The organism is Yoonia tamlensis (assembly GCF_900115105.1).
GTDB classification, from domain to species: domain Bacteria; phylum Pseudomonadota; class Alphaproteobacteria; order Rhodobacterales; family Rhodobacteraceae; genus Yoonia; species Yoonia tamlensis.
This window is the reverse complement of sequence record NZ_FOYP01000001.1, coordinates 2,171,269-2,191,318: the sequence shown is the minus strand read 5'-3', so window position 1 is coordinate 2,191,318 and position 20,050 is coordinate 2,171,269. Positions and strand designations below refer to the sequence as shown.

Genomic DNA, 20,050 nt, shown 5'->3' with positions numbered 1-20,050 from the left:
TTGCGGTATCCCTCCAGGATCGGGCGCTGTTTGGTATGCAGCAACGCCATTTGCGCCCATCATAAAGCAGGGGACACGCGGGTCTAGATATGAATTTCGTAAACAAGCCACTCTCTGCCGGGTTGTACTTTGTAGCCACCCCCATTGGGTCTGCGCGCGACATGACGTTGCGCGGGCTCGATATTCTTGCGAGCGCTGATCTGATCGCAGCCGAAGACACGCGCACCGCGCGCAAATTGATGGAAATCCACGGTGTGCCGCTGAACGGGCGCAAGGTTGTGGCCTTTCATGATCACAGTGGCGAAAGCGCGGTTGCGCGGCTGGTGGGTGATATTAAATCAGGAAAATCAGTTGCTTATGTGTCAGAGGCAGGCACGCCATTGGTGGCCGATCCAGGGTATGAATTGGGCGTGGCAGCAATTGCCGAGGGGCTGTTTGTAACATCTGCGCCAGGGGCATCGGCGGTTTTGGCGGCGCTGACGGTATCGGGCCTGCCGACGGACCGATTCGCCTTTGTGGGGTTCCTGCCCGCGGCCAGACAGCAGCGCGAAACCGAAATCGCCGCGCTCCGCGATGCGCCATTTACATTGGTGTTTTACGAAAGCCCGAAACGCGTTGGGGAAATGTTAGCAAATTTGCGCGATGTTCTGGGTGGGGACCGGCGGGCGGTTGTGTGTCGGGAACTGACCAAAAAATTTGAGGAAACGCAACGCGGGACGCTGGCGGAATTGGCTGACGCCTTTGACGGGCGGGCGGTAAAGGGCGAACTGGTCGTGCTGGTCGGGCGTGCGGGTGCCACGGATGTGGCCGAAATGGACGTCGAAGACGCGCTGCGCGAGGCCATGCAAACCATGCGCGTCAAAGACGCGGCAACGGTTGTTGCGGGCGCGCTGGGGTTGCCGCGCAGACAGGTCTATCAAACCGCGCTGGGCATGAAGGAAGATGAATGAGCGGGCAAACAGGGTATCATGCAGGGTTAGCCGCCGAAGCAATTGTCGCGCGCGATTATCTCCGCCGGAACCATGCGGTTGCCAGTGAACGCTGGCGTGGTCAAAGTGGTGAAATCGACCTGATCTGCCGTGATGGCGATACAGTCGTTTTTGTCGAGGTCAAGAAAAGCGGCAGCTTTGCGCGTGCTGCAACCCGGTTAAGCCGCAGTCAAATGGACCGAATTTGCGGCAGCGCCGCCGAATTTCTGGCAGGAGAGCCGCGCGGCCAGCTTACCGATGTACGCTTTGATCTGGCCTTGGTTGACGGGTCCGGTGCAGTAAAAGTGATCGAAAACGCCTTTATGGAAACCTGACTGCCCATTGCACAAGGGCGGGGGCTGCGCCATGTATCGGGCAACAAGATTTGCAAAGAGGTTGCCCCAATGTCGCTCAAGATCGCCTTTCAAATGGACCCAATCGGCCCGATCAATATCGACGCCGACAGCACGTTCCGCATCGCCGAAGAAGCGCAGGCGCGCGGACATTCGCTGTTTTACTATACGCCGGACAAGCTTGCCTTTGATCAGGGGCGTGTGACGGCGCGCGGCTGGCCGCTGACGGTGCAGCGTGTCCAAGGCGATCATGCGATTTTGGGCGAAGAAAAAACCGTTGATCTCGCTGATTTTGATGTGGTCTGGCTGCGTCAGGATCCGCCGTTTGATATGGGCTATATCACCACAACCCATATTCTGGATATGATCCACCCCAAGACATTGGTGGTGAACGATCCGTTCTGGGTGCGCAATTACCCTGAAAAACTGCTGGTGCTGGGTTTTCCCGACCTGACGCCACCGACCATGATCGCGCGTGATCTTGATGCGTTGCGGGGTTTTCGGGAACAGCATGGCGATGTGATCCTCAAGCCGCTTTACGGCAACGGCGGCGCGGGTGTGTTCAAGCTGGCGCAGGGCGATGGCAACCTCGCATCCTTGCACGAACTGTTCAGCGGCATTAACCGCGAACCGTTGATCATGCAAAAATTCCTGCCCGCTGTGTCAAAAGGCGACAAACGCGTGATTCTTGTCGATGGTGAACCCGTCGGCGCGATCAACCGCGTGCCTGCGGCTGGCGAAACGCGGTCGAACATGCACGTTGGCGGGCGCCCTGAAAAAGTTGACCTGACCGACCGCGACCGTGAAATTTGCGCCAAGATCGGGCCGCTTTTGCGTGAAAAGGGCCAGATTTTTGTCGGCATCGACGTGATCGGCGACTGGCTGACCGAAATCAACGTGACATCGCCCACAGGTATTCAGGAACTTGAACGGTTTGACGGTACAAATGTTGCCGAAAAAATCTGGCAGGCCATTGAAGCACGGCGTGAACACTAATCTGCGGTGTCGCGCCTTAAATAGCGCGCTGCGCTATTTTGTGCGGCCTGTGATCAGGATCTCACAGTCGCCTGAACGGGCAAAGCGTGTGTTTGATCTGGTCGCACCGCATCTGTTTCGCGGACCGGCGCATATTTGTCATCTGGATGAATGTGTGGGCGGGCGCAAGCTGCACTGGATCAGTGTCGGCGCACCGCAATCGCGCCGTGTTATTTTGTATTTGCACGGTGGTGCCTATTTTACCGGCAGCGGGGTCGCATATCGGGGTTTGGCTGGACATATATCCAAGGCGACCGGCCTGCGGGTTTGTCTGCCCGATTACCGGCTATTGCAAGATGCCCCGTTTCCGGCCGCATTTGACGATGCCCTGCAGGCATGGAATTATTTGCTTTCAATCGGTTACAGGCCCCAAGATATCGTTCTGGGGGGTGATAGCGCAGGCGGCGGGTTGATGCTCGCGCTTTTGGCCCATTTGACGCAAACCGCGCAGCACCCGCGCGCGGCTTTTGCCATGTCACCTTGGACAGACCTTACCCTGAGCGGCGCGAGCCTGCAGACAAAAAGCGAAGTCCTGCTGCCGGTTTCGCGCATGAACGATGTTGTTGACCGCTATCTTGACGGAGCGCCGCGCAACGACCCGCGCGCTTCGCCTTTGTTTGCGCGATTTGATCATCCGCCGCCGGTTCTGATACAGGTCTCGCGCGATGAGGCGTTGCTTGACGATGCGCTGCGTATGGGCGCGGTTTTGGGGGATGCGGCGGATATGCGTGTCTGGCCGGATGTGCCACATGTCTGGCAGATGTTTGCGGGCTATATCCCGCAGGCGCGCAGCGCGCTGGCCGAACTCGGGGCGTTTGTTCAGACTTCTTTCGAAAGCGACAACCGGTAGCTGATGGCCTCGGCAACATGCGGTTTGCGTACTGCGTCCGATCCGTCGAGATCGGCGATGGTGCGCGCGACCCGCAAAACGCGGTGATACCCGCGCGCGGACAGGCCGAATCTTTCAGCGACTTTGGTTAACAAATCCCGCCCTTGTGCGTCTGGCGTTGCAATTTCTTCCAGCACGCGGCCTTCGGCATCGGCATTGACCCGCATTTTATCGTGCTCTGCAAACCGCGCGGATTGGATGCCCCGCGCGGCGGCAACCCGCGCGGCGATGTCGGCCGAACTTTCGCCGTCCTGCGGCAGATCCAGATCGGTAAAGGCAACGGGTGGCACTTCGATGCGCAGATCAAAACGGTCCATCAGCGGCCCCGAAATGCGCCCCAAATAATCATCGCCGCACAGCGGTACACGCGCACAGGCGCGCGCGGGGTCAGATAGATACCCGCATTTGCAAGGGTTTGCCGCCGCGACCAGCATGAACCGGCAGGGATAGCGCACATGCGCATTGGCGCGCGCGACGACGACTTCGCCGGTTTCAATTGGCTGGCGCAGGGTTTCCAGCACGGTGCGCGCAAATTCGGGGAATTCATCCATGAACAAAACGCCATTATGCGCAAGGCTGATTTCGCCAGGCTTGGCGGTGCGCCCGCCGCCGACAATTGCGGCCATCGATGCGGTATGATGCGGTTCGCGGAACGGGCATTCACGGTTAATGCCGCCTTCGTCCAACAGCCCAGACAGCGAATGGATCATGGATGTTTCCAAGGCCTCGACAGGCGTAAGCGGCGGCAAAATGCCGGGAATGCGTGCCGCCAGCATGGATTTGCCTGATCCGGGCGATCCGACCATGATTAGATGGTGCCGCCCCGCCGCTGCGATTTCGAGAGCCCGTTTGGCACGTTCCTGTCCTTTGACTTCGGACAGATCGCGGGTGTGGGTGCTGCGCTGCACCTCGCCGGGCTCAGACGGGGCCAGCACCGATTGGCCGGTGTAATGGCGCACCACATCTGCCAAAGTGCGCGGCGCGATGACGTTGGTTGTGCCGACCCATGCTGCCTCTGGCCCGCAGGCGTGCGGACATAAAAGCGTGCGGTCGTCTTCGGCGGCGGCCATGGCGGCAGGCAGCGCGCCGACCACGGGCACCAATGTGCCATCAAGTGATAGTTCGCCCAAGGCCACGGTTTGCGCAGCTTGATCTTGCGGGATGATTTCAAGTGCTGCCAGCAGCGCAAGTGCAATCGGCAGGTCGAAATGCGACCCTTCTTTGGGCAGATCGGCGGGCGAGAGATTAACCGTGATCCGTTTGGATGGCAGCGCGATGGCCATTGCCGTCAGCGCGGCGCGCACCCTTTCGCGGGCTTCGGACACGGCCTTGTCGGGCAGCCCGACGATAGAAAATGCAGGAATGCCGGGGCTGATCGCGCATTGCACCTCGACCAGCCGCGCGTCAATTCCTTCAAATGCAACCGTATAGGCTTGTGCGACCATTCCCACGCTCCGCTTTTGGTTAACGGTTACGTGGTCGTAGTTTACGAATGGTTAAGATACATCGCCCGGCCAGGGTTTGCGTCCCAAATCCATCGGATAAGGCCACGGTTCATAGGTTTCGGATTTTGATGCCTCGCGCCATGCCAAAAACGCAGGGTCCGACAGATGGGCATTCACATAGTTTTGGGCATCCGCGCTAACCGGTAAATCATAGGCTGTGATCCGCAGGGCCACGGGCGCATAGAACACATCCGCCAGCGAGTATTCTCCGAACAGCCAAGGCCCGTTTTGCCCGTGGCGGCTACGCGCCAGCGCCCAAAGCTCCTCGATCCTTGCAAGATCGGACAAAACCGCGTCTGATGGTTTGAACCCCTCCCAGACATGGGTGATCATATTGGGGCAGGCATCGCGCAGCGCCATAAATCCGGAATGCATTTCATGGGTGATGGTCCGTGCAAGCGCCCTCGCGGCCCCGTCGCGCGGATAAAGGTCAATGTCGGGGTGCCGCTCTACCAGCGTCTCACCCATGGCCAGACTATCCGTCAGCACATAGCCTTCGGGTGTTTGCATGGCGGGCACTGTGCGCGCCGGTGCCAGATGCGCCAGTTCTTCACGGTAGGTGCCAGCGTATAGCCCGACGAGGTTGGTGTTATAGTCCAGCCCGAATTTTTCGAGCATGAGCCAGCCGCGAAGCGACCAACTGCTAAAGGTGCGATCACCGATGTATAATTGATATGTCATTAGAAGAGGTTAGCGCAGAAAGATTCCATTGCAAAATGACAAAATGTGACGCCTTTCATCACGCGATGTGATTAACAACGCCCAATGACCATCCTTGCGGACCGCGTGTTATCTGGGTGACCGACAGATTGTCGATCTGATGCCCCATCGCCTGATAAGCGGTGCTGCCGGACGCCCGCCAGATTTGCGTCATGATCACCCCGATATGGGCGACCAGCACGATATCCTGCCCCGTATAGCGCGCGCATAGATCGTCAACCACCGCATTGACCCGCGTGGCGACCATGTTCCAGCTTTCGCCGTTTGGCGCACAAAGATCACCGGGTTTTTCCCAATAATCGCGGCTAAGGGTCGGGTCGCGCTTGGCGACGGCTGCAAAATCCATCCCGTCCCAGACCCCAAAATCAAACTCGCGCAACCCGCGCTGATCAGGCAGGCGTGTGCGGGTGCCTGCGATTGCGTCGGCGGTGCGTGATGCGCGGATCAGGTCGGATGCGACCACGATCGCCTTTGCGGGTAGATAGGCCGCGACGCGGGCAATGCGCGCGTGATCGGACAGGTCCGCAGGCACATCGCGCCAACCGGTAAAGCATTTTTCATGGGTCGGCCCGTGGCGCAGCCACCATAGCCGTGTCATGGCAATTGGCCCTTGAGCACCATTGGCAGGCCCGCCATGACCGCAACCACAAGATCAGCCTTGGCGGCGATATCTTGGTTCAATTGCCCATGGGCGTTACGAAACTGCCGTGACAGCGCGTTATCGGGCACAAGGCCTTGGCCCACTTCGTTGGAGACAATGACAATGGGCGCAGCGCAGGTTTCAATCGCGGCCAAAAGACCCGCCGTTTGCGCCTGCACGTCATGATCGCCAAGCATCACATTTGTCAGCCAAAGTGTTGCGCAATCAATCAAGACCACATCGCCAGCACCCGCCGTGGCAAGTGCGCCCGCGATATGGACCGGCTCTTCGATGGTGGTCCATGATCCGCCGCGCTGGTCACGGTGGCGCGCGACTTTTTGCGCCATTTCGTCATCATAGACCTGCGCCGTGGCGATATAGATTTTGCGCAACCCAGCACCCAGCACAATCGTTTCGGCAAAGCCCGATTTACCAGAGGCGGCACCGCCAAGAATAAGCGAAAGTTTGGGCAACATTGCTGCGCACCTTTGTTGATCCGTATCGCAACCTCCTTAGCACGGATAGGTGCGAGCGCGCACGGGCTAATGGGCGCGCGGGCGCGTCATTGTGCATGGCCGCGTTCTGACCTAAGTTCACATTGTTACACGACCGGAGAGTTGCCATGCTGGCGGACAAACATATCTTGCTGATCGTTGGCGGCGGTGTCGCTGCGTTTAAGGCGTTGGATTTGCTGCGCAGATTGCGTGAACAAGGCGCACATGTGACCCCTGTGCTGACCAAAGCAGGCGCTGAATTTGTCACGCCGCTTAGCCTTTCGGCATTATCGGCCAGCAAGGTTTACCAAGACCTGTTTGACCTGACCGACGAGGCAGAGATGGGCCATATCGAATTGTCGCGTGCCGCCGATTTGATCGTTGTGGCCCCTGCAACCGCCGATTTGATGGCGAAAATGGCAAACGGGATGGCCAATGATCTGGCATCGACCCTGCTTTTGGCCACTGACAAGCGCGTGTTGATCGCGCCCTCGATGAATGTACGCATGTGGGAACATCCCGCAACCCAGCGCAATCTGGCGCGGTTGCAAAATGACGGCGTGCTGGTTGTCGGCCCCGAAGAAGGCGCGATGGCCTGCGGCGAATACGGGCCGGGCCGTTTGTCCGAAACGCCTGACATAATCGCCGCGATTGATGCCGCCCTGTCGGACGGGCCGCTTAAGGGTAAACATATTCTCGTCACCTCTGGCCCCACGCACGAGCCGATTGATCCCGTGCGGTATATCGCCAACAGATCATCGGGCGCGCAAGGCACTGCAATTGCCAAAGCCCTGATCGCGCTGGGCGCGCAGGTCACCTTTGTCACCGGCCCCGCGGATGTGGCCCCACCCGCAGGTGCGCGCGTTGTGGCCGTGCAAACCGCCAAGCAGATGCTGGATGCGGTCACTGCCGCGGCCCCAGCAGATGCTGCTATCTTTGCCGCTGCCGTGGCGGATTGGCATGTGGCGAATGCGGGCGATAGCAAGATTAAGAAAGATAAGTCCGGCTTGCCGCATCTGGAATTTGCCGAAAATCCCGACATCCTTGCCACCGTGTCACAGATGAAAACCGGCCGCCCCGCGCTGGTTGTGGGATTTGCCGCTGAAACCGATGATGTAATTGCCAATGCCACAGCCAAACGCCTGCGCAAAGGCTGCGATTGGATTTTGGCCAATGATGTATCGCCGGAAACGGGGATCATGGGCGGGGTAGACAACGACGTGACCTTGATCACCGCAGACGGGACAGAGGACTGGCCGCGCATGTCCAAACAAGCCACCGCCGAAATGCTGGCGGACCGCATTGCAAAGGCCATCGCGTGACCCCCGAAATTGCGATCCAATGGGACGAAGGGGCCGATGTCGGTCTTGGGCTGCCGTCTTATGAAACATCCGGTGCGGCGGGCGCTGATTTGCGCGCGAACCTTGCAGACAGACGCGCGCTAGAATTGCCACCCGGTCGCCGCGTTTTGGTGCCAACGGGCCTGCGCATGGCGATCCCGCAAGGCTTCGAAGTGCAAATCAGGCCCCGTTCGGGGCTTGCGCTGAAACACGGCATCGGCTTGGTCAACAGCCCCGGCACAATTGACAGCGATTATCGCGGGCCGGTCGGGATTATCTTGATCAATTGGGGGCAGGATTATTTCACCGTTGAACACGGTATGCGCATTGCTCAGATGGTTGTGGCCCCTGTGGTGCAGGCAAAGTTCAAGCCCGTCGCCCTGCTGGATTTGACCACGCGCGGTGCGGGTGGATTCGGGTCGACTGGCCTATGATCATGGTCGGTGCAATGGCCGCCGCCCTTTGGGGGATCGGCATTTTGATGGGTGCTCCGATGCGGGCGCGCTGGACCATGCTTTTGCTGCTGATTGGCGCAGTGATCGCGGGGCATCTTGTATTGCCTGACGGGCATCCGCTGCGGATGGCCACGGGTGGTGATGCGCGGCTTTGGGCGCTGATGATTGCCTTTGGCGTAATTATCGCAGGTTATCGCAATCTGCTGGGCCGTCTGAAAGCGCGCGCGCCGGACCATGGGACCAAAGCCCTGAAATCCGACAGTTTTTCTGACACAGAGCTGGACCGTTATGCCCGCCACATCATCCTGCGCGAGGTTGGCGGGCCGGGCCAAAAGGCGCTGCGCAATGCGCGTGTTCTGGTTGTCGGGGCAGGGGGGCTTGGTGCGCCCGCGCTGCAATATCTTGCTGCCGCCGGTGTGGGGACGATTGGCGTGATTGACGATGATCATGTCGAAAATGCAAACCTGCATCGCCAGATAATCCACCAAGACCGCAATATCGGCATGCCAAAGGTGCATTCCGCAGCCGAGGCCATGCGCGCGCAAAACCCGTTTGTCACGGTGAACCCCTATCACCGGCGCCTGACGGATGCGGTCGCGAACGATCTGTTTGCAGACTATGACCTGATCTTGGACGGCACCGATAATTTTGACACGCGCTATCTGGTGAACCGTACGGCTGTGGCCTTGGGTAAACCGTTGATCGCGGCGGCGCTGACGCAATGGGAAGGGCAGATCAGCCTGTATGATCCCGCCGCTGGCGCGCCCTGCTACGCTTGCGTCTTTCCCGACGCACCCGATCCCGCGCTGGTGCCCAGCTGCGCCGAAGCGGGCGTGATCGGCCCATTGCCCGGCGTGATCGGCGCGATGATGGCGCTTGAGGCGGTCAAGCAGATCACGGGCGCTGGCGATGGTTTGGCGGGGCGGTTGCTGATTTATGATGCGCTCTATGCGCAAACCCGCGTGATTGCTGTCAAACCGCGTGCGGATTGCGCGGTTTGTGGTGGCAAGGGCTTGCACGCAAAGGGCTGACCCGCATACGCTGCCCGCCAAATGACAGCATCGGAGAATCTGTATGAAAACGCTCGCGACACTTGCCCTGACCCTATGTGCAACCACCGCGCTGGCCGAAGGCCACCTGCCTAACCTTGAAGGCCGCGAGATCGTTGTTGTCACGGAAAATGCCTATCCGCCGCTGCAATTCATTGACGGCGAAGGCAATGCCGTGGGCTGGGAATACGACGCGATGGCGGAAATCGCGACGCGGCTGAATGCAACCGTGGTTTATGAAAATATCAGCTGGGATGCGATGATCCCTGCCGTGTCAGGCGCGCAGTTTGATATCGGCATGACAGGCATCACCATCCGCGACGACCGCGCCGAAATTGTTGATTTCTCGGACAGCTATATGACCTCTGAAATGGTGATGCTGGTGCGCGGCGATGAAGACCGGTTTGACGACGCTGCCAGCTTTGCCGCCAATCCCGATCTGCTGATGGCCGCGCAACCGGGCACCACGCCGTTTTATGTCGGCGTCTATGATGTGCTTGACGGGGACGAAGCAAACCCGCGCATTCAATTGATGGAAACATTCGGGGCCACCGTGCAGGCGCTGCGAGTGGGCGATGTTGACCTGGTCCTGACAGATGGCACCGCTGGCAACGGCTATGTCGAAGCCTCTGACGGGGCGCTGAAAATTATCGGTGAAAAACTGGGCACCGAGGATTTTGGTTTCATCTTCCCCAAAGGGTCCGATCTGGTGGAACCGATCAACGCAGCGATTGCCGATATGGCAGCAGACGGCACGATTGACGCGCTTAATACCCGTTGGTTCCTTGACTATAAACTGGGCGAATAAGCCCCGAGGCCCCCGCATTGCATCCTAAAAACACCGGCAAAGCGGATTTTCCGTATTGGCTGGTCGCGGTGATCGCGATCGGCCTTTATTTGTTTTGGCAGGTTCTTATTGATGAAACCTATACCAAGGTTCTCAATACGCTGCGCAAGGGGATTTGGGTGACGGTCTACGTCACGCTGGTTGCCTACGCGATGGCCTGTTTGCTGGGGCTTGGCTTGGCGCTGGCGGGCATGTCGCGCTCGATTGTATTGCGGCAGCTGGCGCGGTTTTACATCGAAATTGTGCGCGGCGTGCCGATCATTGTGCTTTTGCTTTATGTGGCATTTGTACTGGCGCCGGGGCTGGTGATGGCGTGGAACTGGGCCGCGGATCTGATCGGGTTCGACCCGATCCGCACCCGTGATTTTTCGCTGCTTTGGCGCGCGATTATTGCGCTGACGCTTGCCTATGCGTCATTTCTGGCCGAAGTTTTCCGCGCTGGGCTGCAATCGGTTGATGTCGGACAAATCGAGGCCGCCGAGGCGCTGGGCCTAAACCGCTGGCAGCGGTTTCGTCACATCGTTTTTCCGCAGGCTTTGCGCACGATCTTGCCGCCCTTGGGCAATGATTTTGTGGCGATGCTGAAAGATTCGAGCCTTGTTTCCGTGCTGGGCGTGACCGATGTGACCCAATTGGGCAAGGTCACCGCCGCCGGAAATTTCCGCTATTTTGAAACCTATAACGTGGTCGCGCTGGTTTACCTGACGATGACAATCAGCCTGTCGATTGGCTTGCGCCGCTTTGAACAAAGGATGCGGCAACGCGTGTAAATGCGCGGCGCGCACCCTATCTATTCCGCAAAGGAGATTTCTATGACCAACCCGCTACTTGCCACTTGGGACACGCCCTTTGGATTGCCCCCGTTTCACCTGATTTCAGACAGTGATTTTGCGCCCGCTGTGGACGCGGCGCTTGCGCTGTCGCGCGAAAATATTGCCGCGATTGCGGGCAATGCGGATGCGCCGACGTTTGACAACACAATCACCGCTTTGGAAACCGCCGACGAATTGCTGGGCCGCGTTTTGGGCGCGTTCTATGCGATGGCAGGCGCCGATAGCAACGCCGCGCGCGAAGAACTGCAGCGCGCATTTGCGCCACTGCTGAGCGCTTATGCGTCAGAAGTTTCTGAAAACAAGGCCTTGTTTGCGCGGGTGGAACAACTTTGGGATCAGCGCGACACGCTGGATCTGACCGATGAACAGCAACGTGTCCTGATGTTGACGCGCCGCGGGTTTGTGCGTGCAGGCGCGCAGTTGACGGGCGATGATGCGCTGGCCCTGCGCGACGCAAAATCGCGCCTGTCGGTTCTGGGGACGCAATTCACGCAAAACCTGCTGGCGGATGAACGCAGCTGGTTCATGCCTTTGGGCGCGGATGATCTTGATGGGTTGCCCGATTTTGTCATTGCCACGGCCAAGGCTGCAGGCGCCGAAAAAGACGCGGGCGGTCCGGTTGTTACCCTGTCGCGGTCTCTGATCGTGCCTTTCTTGCAGTTCTCGGACCGGCGAGATTTGCGCCAGAAAGCCTATGAAGCATGGGGTGCGCGCGGGGCCAATGGCGGCGAGACCGACAACCGCGCGCTGGCGGCGGAAACGCTGAGACTGCGCGAACAACGTGCCAAACTGCTGGGTTATGCCAATTTCGCCGATTTCAAACTGGAAACCGAAATGGCCGGAACGCCTGCGGCGGTCAATGATCTGCTGATGCAGGTCTGGGAGCCCGCAAAAGCCGCAGCGCAAACAGATGCAGAGGTGCTGACGCGGATGCTGCACGCGGACGGCTGGGACGGACCGTTAGAGCCTTGGGACTGGCGATATTATTCTGAAAAGCGCCGCAAGCAATTGCATGATCTCGATGAGGCAGAGCTGAAGCCATATCTGCAGCTTGACCGGATGATTGACGCCGCATTTTCTTGTGCGACCCGCCTGTTTGGCCTTGCATTTGCGCCGCTTGACGGCCCGACATACCACCCTGATGTGCGCATGTGGGAAGTCACCCGCGACGGCGCGCATGTCGCTGTTTTCATTGGCGACTATTTCGCGCGGGGGTCAAAACGGTCGGGTGCCTGGTGTTCGGCAATGCGGTCGCAAACAAAGATCGGCGGCGATATCCGCCCGCATGTTGTGAACGTGTGCAATTTCGCAAAGCCCGAAGAAGGCAAGCCAGCGCTGCTATCGTACGATGACGCGCGCACATTGTTCCACGAATTTGGCCATGCGTTGCACCAGATGCTGTCGGATGTGACCTATGAAAGCATCAGCGGCACGTCGGTTGCCCGCGATTTTGTGGAACTGCCCAGCCAGTTGTTTGAACATTGGCTTGAGGTGCCCGAAGTACTGGCCGAATTTGCAACCCATGCGGAAACCGGCGCGCCGATGCCGCAGGACCTGCTTGACCGGATGCTGGGGGCCGCGACCTATGACATGGGGTTCCAGACGGTGGAATATGTGGCCTCGGCCTTGGTTGATCTGGCGTTTCACAACGGGCCGGCGCCCGCTGACCCGATGCAAAAACAGGCCGAGGTTCTTGAACAAATCGGCATGCCGCATGCAATTCGGATGCGCCATGCAACGCCGCATTTTGCGCATGTGTTTGCAGGCGACGGCTATTCCAGCGGCTATTACAGCTACATGTGGTCCGAAGTGATGGACGCAGATGCGTTTGATGCATTTCAAGAGGTCGGCGACCCGTTTGACCCGCAGACCGCCAAGCGGTTGGAGGAAACCGTTTTGTCATCCGGCGGGTCTGTCGATGCTGCCGATCTTTATGTGGCGTTCCGCGGGCGATTGCCGGGGGTGGATGCGCTGCTGAAAGGGCGCGGTCTTGGCCCGCAAACCTAGTGCCGGTGCAAAGCGTTTGCGCGGGTTTCTATCGGGCGATCCTTTGCGGGTGGCCCGCACTGTAGACAGAACCTGCGGCATTGCTGATCTGGAGGTCCATAAATACATGGCCGCGCATGTCGATGCTTTGGTGGCTGCGACCCGCAATATCGCGCTGCCGCCGGACCGGCGGGCGACACTTGACCACTATATTGAACGGCTTCAGCGTGGTCATGCGACGCCCCCGCGATGCCCCTGTCAGGGATATCGCGGGGATCCGTCGCAGCTAGGTGGCACGTTGCGCATTACAGGTCGTGTAACCCATGCTGGTTGGAGCGAGATGCGCGTGACTTGCGATGCCTGCGCGCGCAGTTTTCAAGTCACCGAGGACGTCGGTTACCACGTGCCGCAATATGACTGGCGCGCGCTCTAGGCGGGTGGATAAGATCCACCCTACGGGCGTGCATCATCGGGGTGTTTTTCGACGCCAATCGGGTCTTTGTGGATCAGCACGTCAGCCTGCGGGTAGGCCGCCACAATCGCCCGCCGCAGGGCGGCACCTTTTGCATGGGCATCCTTAAGGCTTTGCGCGCCATCAAGTTCGATATGCAGGTTCACAAAAACCCGACTGCCTGCGACGCGGGTCTTAAGGTCGTGATAGCCGTGAATGCCGTCGAACCCGTCGGCAATTGCGCATATGCCTGCGATCATCGCAGGGTCCGCCTGCCGGTCCATCAACGCGTCCCACGCGCCCTTGCCAATGCGCAAGGCACCGACAGCCAAAAGCGCCGCAGCCCCGAGCGCGACCACGCTGTCAATCTGCCCAAGCCCCAAACGCGCCGAAGCCCAAAGTGCAATAATCGCGCCGATATTCGGGATCAGGTCGCCAAGATAATGCAGGCTGTCGGCTTGCACGACCTTATTGCCGGTCGTTGCTGCCACCCGCCGTTGCCACAGCACAAGCGCAAGCGTGACCGCGATAGAAAACACCATCACGCCAATGCCTTGGGCCTCGCGGTCGGGCAGGGACACGGTGTCGTCAAGCAGCCGCAGGATCGCGGCCGTTGCGATGACCCCGGCAGAGACGAGGATAAACAGCGCCTGCCCAAGCGCCGCGAGATCTTCGGCCGAGGTATGGCCGAAATTATGGTCGTCATCCGCGGGCTTGGCGGCATAGGCGATAGCCGCAAGCCCGCCAAGCGACATCATCAGATCCATCGCGCTATCAGCCAATGTCGCCGCAATCGACAGCGATCCCGTCTGCCCAAGCGCCCAAAGCTTGGCGATCACCAAGACCAGCGCCACCGCAACGGATAACAATCCGGCAGAAAGGTTCAAACGGGTGGAATGGGCATCGGGCATGGCCCAGTGCTAGGCGGTTTTGGCAAATGCCGCAAGCATCACCTATTCGCGGATTTCCAGATCGGACACGCCCCAGATTGCGGATTTGGGGGCCCAGCCTTCGTAGCCGCCAGCGCTGATTTCGCACCATGTCGGGGTGCAATCGCCCAGACGTGCGATTACCCCGTGTTCAAGCACGGCGCGCTGATTGGCATCCTCAGACGGGTTTGTGCGCAGCGGCGTATCATCGCCGTCAACCAGCACCGTACGCACGCCCGAAAGCATTGTGTAATGCACCCAGCCGCCCTGACCTTCGCGGTCGATGACACGCCGCCAGTGCCCGTATTCTGCGACCACCTGGAGCGGCATGTTGCGGCGTTGAAATACCCAATCAATCCGGTGCGACAGTGACGGGCCGCGCCGCACATTGGCTTCAGAGGCTTTGAGCGACACAAATCGCGGCAGTGGCAGGTTGGTTTCGGGGCCAAGTGCGGGGGCATCATTCGCGTCTTGAGCATGGGTTATTTGGGCGCTGAACCCGCAGGCCATCACCGCCAGAGAACACATGCGAAGCCATCGCAGAAAACTACCCATCGTTTACCCTATACTGCTCAAAATATGGCGCGCGGTTCTTGTGCTGCGCGTCCCTTTGGCGCAACCTGACATGGAATGCAGAATTTGGAAAGCCACGGGAGGCGCCCCCATGCCAAGCAAACGAATAAGTGTTGTTGTGACGCGACGGTTACCCGATGTTGTCGAAACGCGGATGAAAGAATTATTCGATGTTAAGCTGCGCGAAGACGACACGCCGATGTCCACGGATGAACTCGCCGAGGCGATGGCGCATGCGGATGTTCTGGTAGCCACAATTACCGACCAAATCGACGCCAAATTGCTGGCCCGTGCGGGCGAGCGTCTGAAGCTGATCGCAAATTACGGTGCGGGGGTTGATAATATCGATGTGTCGACAGCGCGCGAGCGGGGCATTCATGTATCCAACACTCCCGGGGTTGTGACCGAAGACACCGCCGATATGGTCATGGCACTGATTCTGGGCGTGACGCGGCGCTTGGCCGAAGGGTTGCGGCTTGCGCAATCAAGCGACTGGCAGGGCTGGTCGCCGACCGCAATGATGGGCGGGCGCATTCGGGGGCGGCGCTTGGGCATTCTTGGGATGGGCCGGATCGGGCAGGCTGTGGCACGGCGCGCGGCGGCATTCGGGATGCAGGTGCACTACCACAACCGCAAACGCCTGCACGCCGAAATCGAAGATGCGCTGGACGCGACATATTGGGAAAGTCTGGACCAGATGGTTGCCCGCATGGATGTGATTTCGATCAACTGCCCACATACGCCTTCAACGTTTCACCTGATGAACGCGCGGCGACTGAAACTGATGAAGCCGGACGCGGTAATCGTGAACACCTCGCGCGGCGAAGTGATTGATGAAAACGCGCTGACCCGCATGCTGCGCGCAGGCGAAATTGCGGGGGCGGGTTTGGATGTGTTTGAACGCGGCCATGAAATCAACCCGCGCCTTAAGGAATTGCCAAACGCGATTTTGTTGCCGCATATGGGGTCGGCCACCGTCGAAGGCCGTATCGAGATGGGCGAAAAGGTGATTGTGAACATCAAGACCTTTGCCGACGGGCACCGCCCACCCGATCTGGTTGTGCCGGCAATGCTCTAGCGTTAGTCTCGTGGAAATTTCCTTGAAAGGATAATGCGCTATGCGATTGTTGATGCCACTTGTCGGGCTTTTGATGCTGGTCGTTGCGGCGGCAATCGTCTTTGTCTTCAAGATCGTCTGGGATGAACATGTTTTCCAGCAGCGGCTGGTCAGCATCGAGGTGACAGCGCCCGAAGGCTGGGAGATTGTCCCCTATCTGACGGCCCATGGTGAAACGATCGTGCAAGAGCCATTGGCGGCCCCCGATGCGCCGGCAACCACCACGCAGCGGCTTTTGCGCGGGTTTGAAACGCTGAACGGTGATCCAACCAAAGGTGCGGTTTGGTCGGCTGTAAATGGCGATGAAATTGTCGTTTTGCAGATGGCGTTCGGCCCCCACCGTCCGGTTCGTAACAGCATTTTTGACCAGATGACGCGGGCGTCTGCGGGCGAATCCAAGCCAAATTTGGACGTCGATATTGCCATGATCCGTGGCATTGCATTGATAGCAAAGCCCATGCTGTCCGAAGTACCCGGCCAAAGCGGTCCTGTGCCTGTGAAATATCGCCATTATGTGATGCGTCTGGGTGACGAAGAAATCGACGAAGTTGTTGATATCACGCTCTTGAGCAACAGCAGTGACGCGGCTGTGGCAGCGCTTTTAATGCATGTCGATCTTGGGCGTGCGAACGGATTGTTGCCAACGCCTGATCCGAAATTTTCCGACAGTTCGGGCATTGTGACCCCGAACCAGCAACCGCTTGCAGCGGTACCGCCCGCGCCTTCGATTGCGTATATTGCCGCAGGGATGATTGCGGATGGCGTTGATTTGGGTGATCCGTGGATGGAAGCATTGGCGCGCATCAAATCGGCTGAAATCACCAATTGGGACGGTTTGATCGCGCTTTATCCTGATCAGATCGCGCAGGTGCCAATGCCGCTGTTTGAACTTCTGGACGACGGATCGCAGGAAAACAAAGCCCGCTATTTTGCCGCAAGGCTGCGCAACAGCGACCGCGTCTGGAACGATCACGAGCATTACATTCTGGGCAAGATCGTAAATCCGGATTCGACGCAGGCGGATTTTTCGGACTATCTGACAGGAAACCCCGATGTTGCGGATGATGTGATGGCGCTGGTCTTGCAGCTTCCCGCCGAAGGGGTCGCGACCTCGACGCGCATTGTGCCAACAACAGGGCTACAGGGGACCAACGCGATTCTGCAATCGGGCCAGTGCCGTGTCGAAAACGGGGTCCGCAGTTGCACTGCTGGCGGCAATTAGGTCTGCGCTTTTGGCCGTGAAAATCTCATGACCCGTTTCATATTGTCGTAAATGTATGATGAGACGTCGGAAGGTTCACGCATATCCGCGCGGTTCGGCGCAATCTTGTTGTAACACGCGAAAAAGGGGATTCGGGCGATGAAAACGCATGTCAAAGCATTGGTTGTTGGTGGCGGCGCCGTCGGGACATCTATCGCCTATCATCTGGCCAAAGCCGGTTGGGATGATGTCATGTTGCTTGAACGTGACGAATTGACTTCGGGGTCGACATGGCACGCGGCGGGCCTGCTGCCCTATTTCAACATGTCCTACGCATCCAGCCATATCCACGATTATTCGATCAAATTCTACAAGACGCTCGAAGCGGAAACCGGCCTGAACCCCGGTTTTTCGGTTGTCGGCAACCTGCGTATGGCGCAGTCGCAGGCGCGTATGGATGAATATATGCTATACGCGACAACGGCGGAAACCGTTGATATCCCTTACGAATGGATGACCCCTGATCAAATTCGCGAACGCTGGCCCTTGGTGCGTACCGAAGATTTGGTAGGCGCGATTTTCCACCCGACAGACGGTTATATCAACCCCGCCGATGTGACCATGGCAATGGCCAAAGGTGCGCGCCAGCGTGGTGTTGCGATTGAACGGCGCTGGCAGGTGGACGGCTATCACTGGACCGGCGATCATTGGGATGTGACCTGCACCAAGATGATTGAAAAGGGCGGCAATCTGATCCCGTCTGACGAACAGATCGTGATCCACGCAGAACATGTGGTGACCGCCACCGGCAACCACGCGCAGCGCACCGCCAAAATGCTGGGGATCAAGACCCCTGCGATTCCTGTCGAACACCAGTTTATCGTGACCGAACCCGATCCGGCGCTGGTTGCATGGCGCAAGGAAAACGGCGAACATCCGGTGCTGCGCGATGTCGATGCGCGCTGGTACGTGCGCGAAGAACGCGGCGGCTGGATTCTTGGGCCATACGAGGACGGCGCGCCATCGCGTTTCCGCTACGGTGTGCCGGATAGTTTCCGTGCCGATCTGTTCCCGCTGAACCTTGAACGGATCGAACAGGAATATATGGATTTCATCCACCGTATTCCTTCGACTGAAAATGTCGGCCTAAAGGATGATTTTAACGGCCCGATCTGCTACACGCCCGACGGCAACCCGCTGATCGGTCCCGCGCCGGGGCTGCGGAACATGTGGCTGGCCGAGGGGTTCTCATTCGGGATCACTGCGGGCGGCGGTGCGGGCTACTACCTCGCGCAGATGATGGTCGAAGGCGAAGCCGAGATCGACATGGCGTCACTTGACCCCAAACGCTACGGCGATTGGATGACGTCGGAATATGCGACCGTCAAGAACGAGGAAACCTATCCGTTCTTGCTCAAACTTCATTGGCCGGACGAAGAACGCCCCGCGGCGCGCCCCTTGCGCACATCGCCTGCCTATGACCGCCAAGCCAAGCGCGGCGCGCAATTCGGGCAGGTCAACGGCTGGGAGCGCCCCAACTACTTTGGCCCGCTTGATGCACCGCAAGACTATGACGAAAAAACAAATTCCTTCCGCCGTGGCGGCTGGTGGCAGCATGCCGTAGACGAGGCCAAAGCGATCCGCGAAGGCGTTGGCCTGATCGACGCAACCGCCTTTACCAAACACATCGTCAAAGGGCCGGGTGCCGAAGCGTTTCTTGATTGGTTCACCACCAATAAATTGCCGAAAGTTGGCCGGATCAACCTGACCTATGCCCTGACTTCTGCAGGCACGACACGCACGGAATACACAATTGTGCGGCTAAGGGATGACGAATTCTATCTGGTCTCTGCCGGTGCATGGACCGAATATGATTCCGATTATCTGCGCAAAGCGATTGAGGACAAAGAGGCTGAATTTGGCCGGATCGAAGTGCAGAACGTCACAACCCAATGGGGCGTTTTTGCCATCGCAGGTCCCAAAGCACGCGATGTGCTGAAATCAGTGATTTGCGATCCGGACCCCGAAACCGCGCTATCGAACAAGCGGTTCCCTTGGCTGTCGGCGCGCCAGATCGAACTGGGCATGTGCCCTGTGAACGCGATCCGCGTTGCCTATACCGGTGAATTGGGCTGGGAATTGCACCACCCGATTGAGATGCAGAACTATCTGTTTGACCTGCTTGAAAAAGCGGGCGCGGACCACGGCATGAAACTGGTCGGCGCGCGTGCGCAAAACTGGCTGCGGCAGGAAAAATCCTACCGCGCGTTTGGGACCGAATTGGGCCGTGACGCCACCCCGCTCGAGGCGGATTTGCCGCGGTTTGTGGACCTGTCCAAGGATTTCCACGGTAAGGCCGCGATGGAAAAGATCGGAATCCGCTCGACCTGTGTCACCTTGCTGATTGACGGGCCGGAAGATGCGGACCCATGGGGCCGCGAGGCGCTCTATGATCTGGCTGGCACTCGCGTAGGGCGCTTGACCTCTGGCGGGTATTCCGTGGCTTTCGGGAAATCTATCGGCATGGGCTATGTCAAACCGGGCGGGAACGCTGTCGGCACCAAGCTACAGGTCAAAATGTTTGATAAATTGTGGCCCGCCGAGATCGTCGAAGACAGCCCCTATGATCCGGCAAACGCGACAATCCGCGTGGACGGCTGACAAA

At 58.8% G+C, this 20,050-nt stretch carries 20 protein-coding genes; 14 read left to right on the top strand and 6 right to left on the bottom strand.

Features of this window, described 5'->3' with window-relative positions; translation table 11 throughout:
* Positions 1–89 precede the first annotated feature (89 nt).
* From rsmI to BM320_RS11195, 4 genes are all read left to right on the top strand, one after another.
* Entirely contained in the window at positions 90–950 is an 861-nt protein-coding gene (rsmI, locus tag BM320_RS11210; protein ID WP_090199960.1) for a 16S rRNA (cytidine(1402)-2'-O)-methyltransferase, read from the top strand.
* On the top strand, positions 947–1,303 hold the full coding sequence (locus BM320_RS11205; RefSeq protein WP_090199958.1) for a YraN family protein: 357 nt from the start codon (positions 947–949) through the stop codon (positions 1,301–1,303). The genes rsmI and BM320_RS11205 overlap by 4 nt, the downstream gene beginning before the upstream one ends.
* 69 nt (positions 1,304–1,372) lie before the next feature.
* Positions 1,373–2,317 carry a glutathione synthase gene (gshB, locus tag BM320_RS11200; protein ID WP_090199956.1) on the top strand — a complete coding sequence of 315 codons (945 nt, stop codon included), beginning with the start codon at positions 1,373–1,375 and terminating at the stop codon, positions 2,315–2,317.
* 49 nt (positions 2,318–2,366) lie between these two features.
* Positions 2,367–3,206: an alpha/beta hydrolase gene (locus BM320_RS11195; RefSeq protein WP_165615034.1), complete on the top strand. Its 840-nt coding sequence runs from the start codon at positions 2,367–2,369 to the stop codon at positions 3,204–3,206.
* Here BM320_RS11195 and BM320_RS11190 read toward each other — a convergent pair.
* Genes BM320_RS11190 through cobU form a run of 4 tightly spaced genes read right to left on the bottom strand, consistent with a single transcriptional unit; the run spans position 3,176 to position 6,586 of the window.
* Positions 3,176–4,690: a YifB family Mg chelatase-like AAA ATPase gene (locus BM320_RS11190; protein WP_090199953.1), complete on the bottom strand. Its 1,515-nt coding sequence runs from the start codon at positions 4,688–4,690 to the stop codon at positions 3,176–3,178. The two genes, BM320_RS11195 and BM320_RS11190, sit on opposite strands and share 31 nt — an antisense overlap.
* Before the next feature lie 51 nt (positions 4,691–4,741).
* A complete protein-coding gene (locus BM320_RS11185; RefSeq protein WP_090199951.1) occupies positions 4,742–5,431 on the bottom strand; it encodes a glutathione S-transferase in 690 nt (229 codons plus the stop codon).
* 58 nt (positions 5,432–5,489) lie between these two features.
* Positions 5,490–6,068, bottom strand: coding sequence for a histidine phosphatase family protein (locus BM320_RS11180; protein ID WP_090199950.1), 579 nt, complete (start codon positions 6,066–6,068; stop codon positions 5,490–5,492).
* Positions 6,065–6,586 (bottom strand): bifunctional adenosylcobinamide kinase/adenosylcobinamide-phosphate guanylyltransferase, encoded by a 522-nt coding sequence (gene cobU / locus BM320_RS11175; protein ID WP_090199948.1) that lies wholly within the window; start codon positions 6,584–6,586, stop codon positions 6,065–6,067. Before cobU ends, BM320_RS11180 begins: the two co-directional genes overlap by 4 nt.
* Positions 6,587–6,732: 146 nt before the next feature.
* On the opposite strand from cobU, the gene coaBC reads away from it, so the two are divergent.
* The 7 genes from coaBC to BM320_RS11140 are packed head-to-tail and all read left to right on the top strand — an operon-like array spanning position 6,733 to position 13,547.
* A complete protein-coding gene (gene coaBC, locus BM320_RS11170; protein ID WP_090199946.1) occupies positions 6,733–7,926 on the top strand; it encodes a bifunctional phosphopantothenoylcysteine decarboxylase/phosphopantothenate--cysteine ligase CoaBC in 1,194 nt (397 codons plus the stop codon).
* Complete coding sequence (gene dut, locus BM320_RS11165) at positions 7,923–8,378, top strand: dUTP diphosphatase (RefSeq protein WP_090199944.1); 456 nt, start codon at positions 7,923–7,925, stop codon at positions 8,376–8,378. The genes coaBC and dut overlap by 4 nt, the downstream gene beginning before the upstream one ends.
* Positions 8,375–9,430 (top strand): HesA/MoeB/ThiF family protein, encoded by a 1,056-nt coding sequence (locus tag BM320_RS11160; RefSeq protein ID WP_090199943.1) that lies wholly within the window; start codon positions 8,375–8,377, stop codon positions 9,428–9,430. The genes dut and BM320_RS11160 overlap by 4 nt, the downstream gene beginning before the upstream one ends.
* Before the next feature lie 43 nt (positions 9,431–9,473).
* A complete protein-coding gene (locus BM320_RS11155; protein WP_090199941.1) occupies positions 9,474–10,256 on the top strand; it encodes a transporter substrate-binding domain-containing protein in 783 nt (260 codons plus the stop codon).
* Positions 10,253–11,065, top strand: a complete 813-nt coding sequence (locus tag BM320_RS11150) for an amino acid ABC transporter permease (RefSeq protein WP_090199939.1) — start codon at positions 10,253–10,255, stop codon at positions 11,063–11,065. Before BM320_RS11155 ends, BM320_RS11150 begins: the two co-directional genes overlap by 4 nt.
* 42 nt (positions 11,066–11,107) lie before the next feature.
* Entirely contained in the window at positions 11,108–13,135 is a 2,028-nt protein-coding gene (locus tag BM320_RS11145) for a M3 family metallopeptidase (protein ID WP_090200597.1), read from the top strand.
* Positions 13,119–13,547, top strand: coding sequence for a hypothetical protein (locus BM320_RS11140; protein ID WP_090199937.1), 429 nt, complete (start codon positions 13,119–13,121; stop codon positions 13,545–13,547). The genes BM320_RS11145 and BM320_RS11140 overlap by 17 nt, the downstream gene beginning before the upstream one ends.
* Positions 13,548–13,567: 20 nt before the next feature.
* On the opposite strand, the gene BM320_RS11135 is transcribed toward BM320_RS11140, so the two are convergent.
* Positions 13,568–14,476 (bottom strand): cation diffusion facilitator family transporter, encoded by a 909-nt coding sequence (locus BM320_RS11135; RefSeq protein WP_090199935.1) that lies wholly within the window; start codon positions 14,474–14,476, stop codon positions 13,568–13,570.
* Between the two features lie 42 nt (positions 14,477–14,518).
* Complete coding sequence (locus BM320_RS11130; RefSeq protein WP_242651001.1) at positions 14,519–15,022, bottom strand: SH3 domain-containing protein; 504 nt, start codon at positions 15,020–15,022, stop codon at positions 14,519–14,521.
* Positions 15,023–15,158: 136 nt separating this feature from the next.
* On the opposite strand from BM320_RS11130, the gene BM320_RS11125 reads away from it, so the two are divergent.
* From BM320_RS11125 to BM320_RS11115, 3 genes are all read left to right on the top strand, one after another.
* Positions 15,159–16,145 (top strand): 2-hydroxyacid dehydrogenase, encoded by a 987-nt coding sequence (locus BM320_RS11125; protein WP_090199931.1) that lies wholly within the window; start codon positions 15,159–15,161, stop codon positions 16,143–16,145.
* A 40-nt stretch (positions 16,146–16,185) separates the two neighbouring features.
* Positions 16,186–17,406, top strand: a complete 1,221-nt coding sequence (locus BM320_RS11120) for a hypothetical protein (RefSeq protein ID WP_090199929.1) — start codon at positions 16,186–16,188, stop codon at positions 17,404–17,406.
* Between the two features lie 138 nt (positions 17,407–17,544).
* The gene (locus BM320_RS11115; protein WP_090199927.1) at positions 17,545–20,046 is read left to right on the top strand and encodes a GcvT family protein; all 2,502 of its coding nucleotides are present in this window, start codon (positions 17,545–17,547) and stop codon (positions 20,044–20,046) included.
* The last annotated feature ends 4 nt before the right edge of the window (positions 20,047–20,050 follow it).

What these genes read in the sequence shown, in the direction of transcription:
- BM320_RS11130 (WP_242651001.1), bottom strand. Translation starts at nt 15,022, where the DNA reads ATGTGTTCTCTGGCGGTGATGGCCTGCGGGTTCAGCGCCCAAATAACC.
- cobU (WP_090199948.1), bottom strand. Translation starts at nt 6,586, where the DNA reads ATGTTGCCCAAACTTTCGCTTATTCTTGGCGGTGCCGCCTCTGGTAAA.
- BM320_RS11155 (WP_090199941.1), top strand. Translation starts at nt 9,474, where the DNA reads ATGAAAACGCTCGCGACACTTGCCCTGACCCTATGTGCAACCACCGCG.
- BM320_RS11120 (WP_090199929.1), top strand. Translation starts at nt 16,186, where the DNA reads ATGCGATTGTTGATGCCACTTGTCGGGCTTTTGATGCTGGTCGTTGCG.
- coaBC (WP_090199946.1), top strand. Translation starts at nt 6,733, where the DNA reads ATGCTGGCGGACAAACATATCTTGCTGATCGTTGGCGGCGGTGTCGCT.
- BM320_RS11125 (WP_090199931.1), top strand. Translation starts at nt 15,159, where the DNA reads ATGCCAAGCAAACGAATAAGTGTTGTTGTGACGCGACGGTTACCCGAT.
- rsmI (WP_090199960.1), top strand. Translation starts at nt 90, where the DNA reads ATGAATTTCGTAAACAAGCCACTCTCTGCCGGGTTGTACTTTGTAGCC.
- gshB (WP_090199956.1), top strand. Translation starts at nt 1,373, where the DNA reads ATGTCGCTCAAGATCGCCTTTCAAATGGACCCAATCGGCCCGATCAAT.
- BM320_RS11115 (WP_090199927.1), top strand. Translation starts at nt 17,545, where the DNA reads ATGAAAACGCATGTCAAAGCATTGGTTGTTGGTGGCGGCGCCGTCGGG.
- BM320_RS11190 (WP_090199953.1), bottom strand. Translation starts at nt 4,690, where the DNA reads ATGGTCGCACAAGCCTATACGGTTGCATTTGAAGGAATTGACGCGCGG.
- BM320_RS11160 (WP_090199943.1), top strand. Translation starts at nt 8,375, where the DNA reads ATGATCATGGTCGGTGCAATGGCCGCCGCCCTTTGGGGGATCGGCATT.
- BM320_RS11205 (WP_090199958.1), top strand. Translation starts at nt 947, where the DNA reads ATGAGCGGGCAAACAGGGTATCATGCAGGGTTAGCCGCCGAAGCAATT.
- BM320_RS11180 (WP_090199950.1), bottom strand. Translation starts at nt 6,068, where the DNA reads ATGACACGGCTATGGTGGCTGCGCCACGGGCCGACCCATGAAAAATGC.
- BM320_RS11135 (WP_090199935.1), bottom strand. Translation starts at nt 14,476, where the DNA reads ATGCCCGATGCCCATTCCACCCGTTTGAACCTTTCTGCCGGATTGTTA.
- BM320_RS11145 (WP_090200597.1), top strand. Translation starts at nt 11,108, where the DNA reads ATGACCAACCCGCTACTTGCCACTTGGGACACGCCCTTTGGATTGCCC.
- BM320_RS11185 (WP_090199951.1), bottom strand. Translation starts at nt 5,431, where the DNA reads ATGACATATCAATTATACATCGGTGATCGCACCTTTAGCAGTTGGTCG.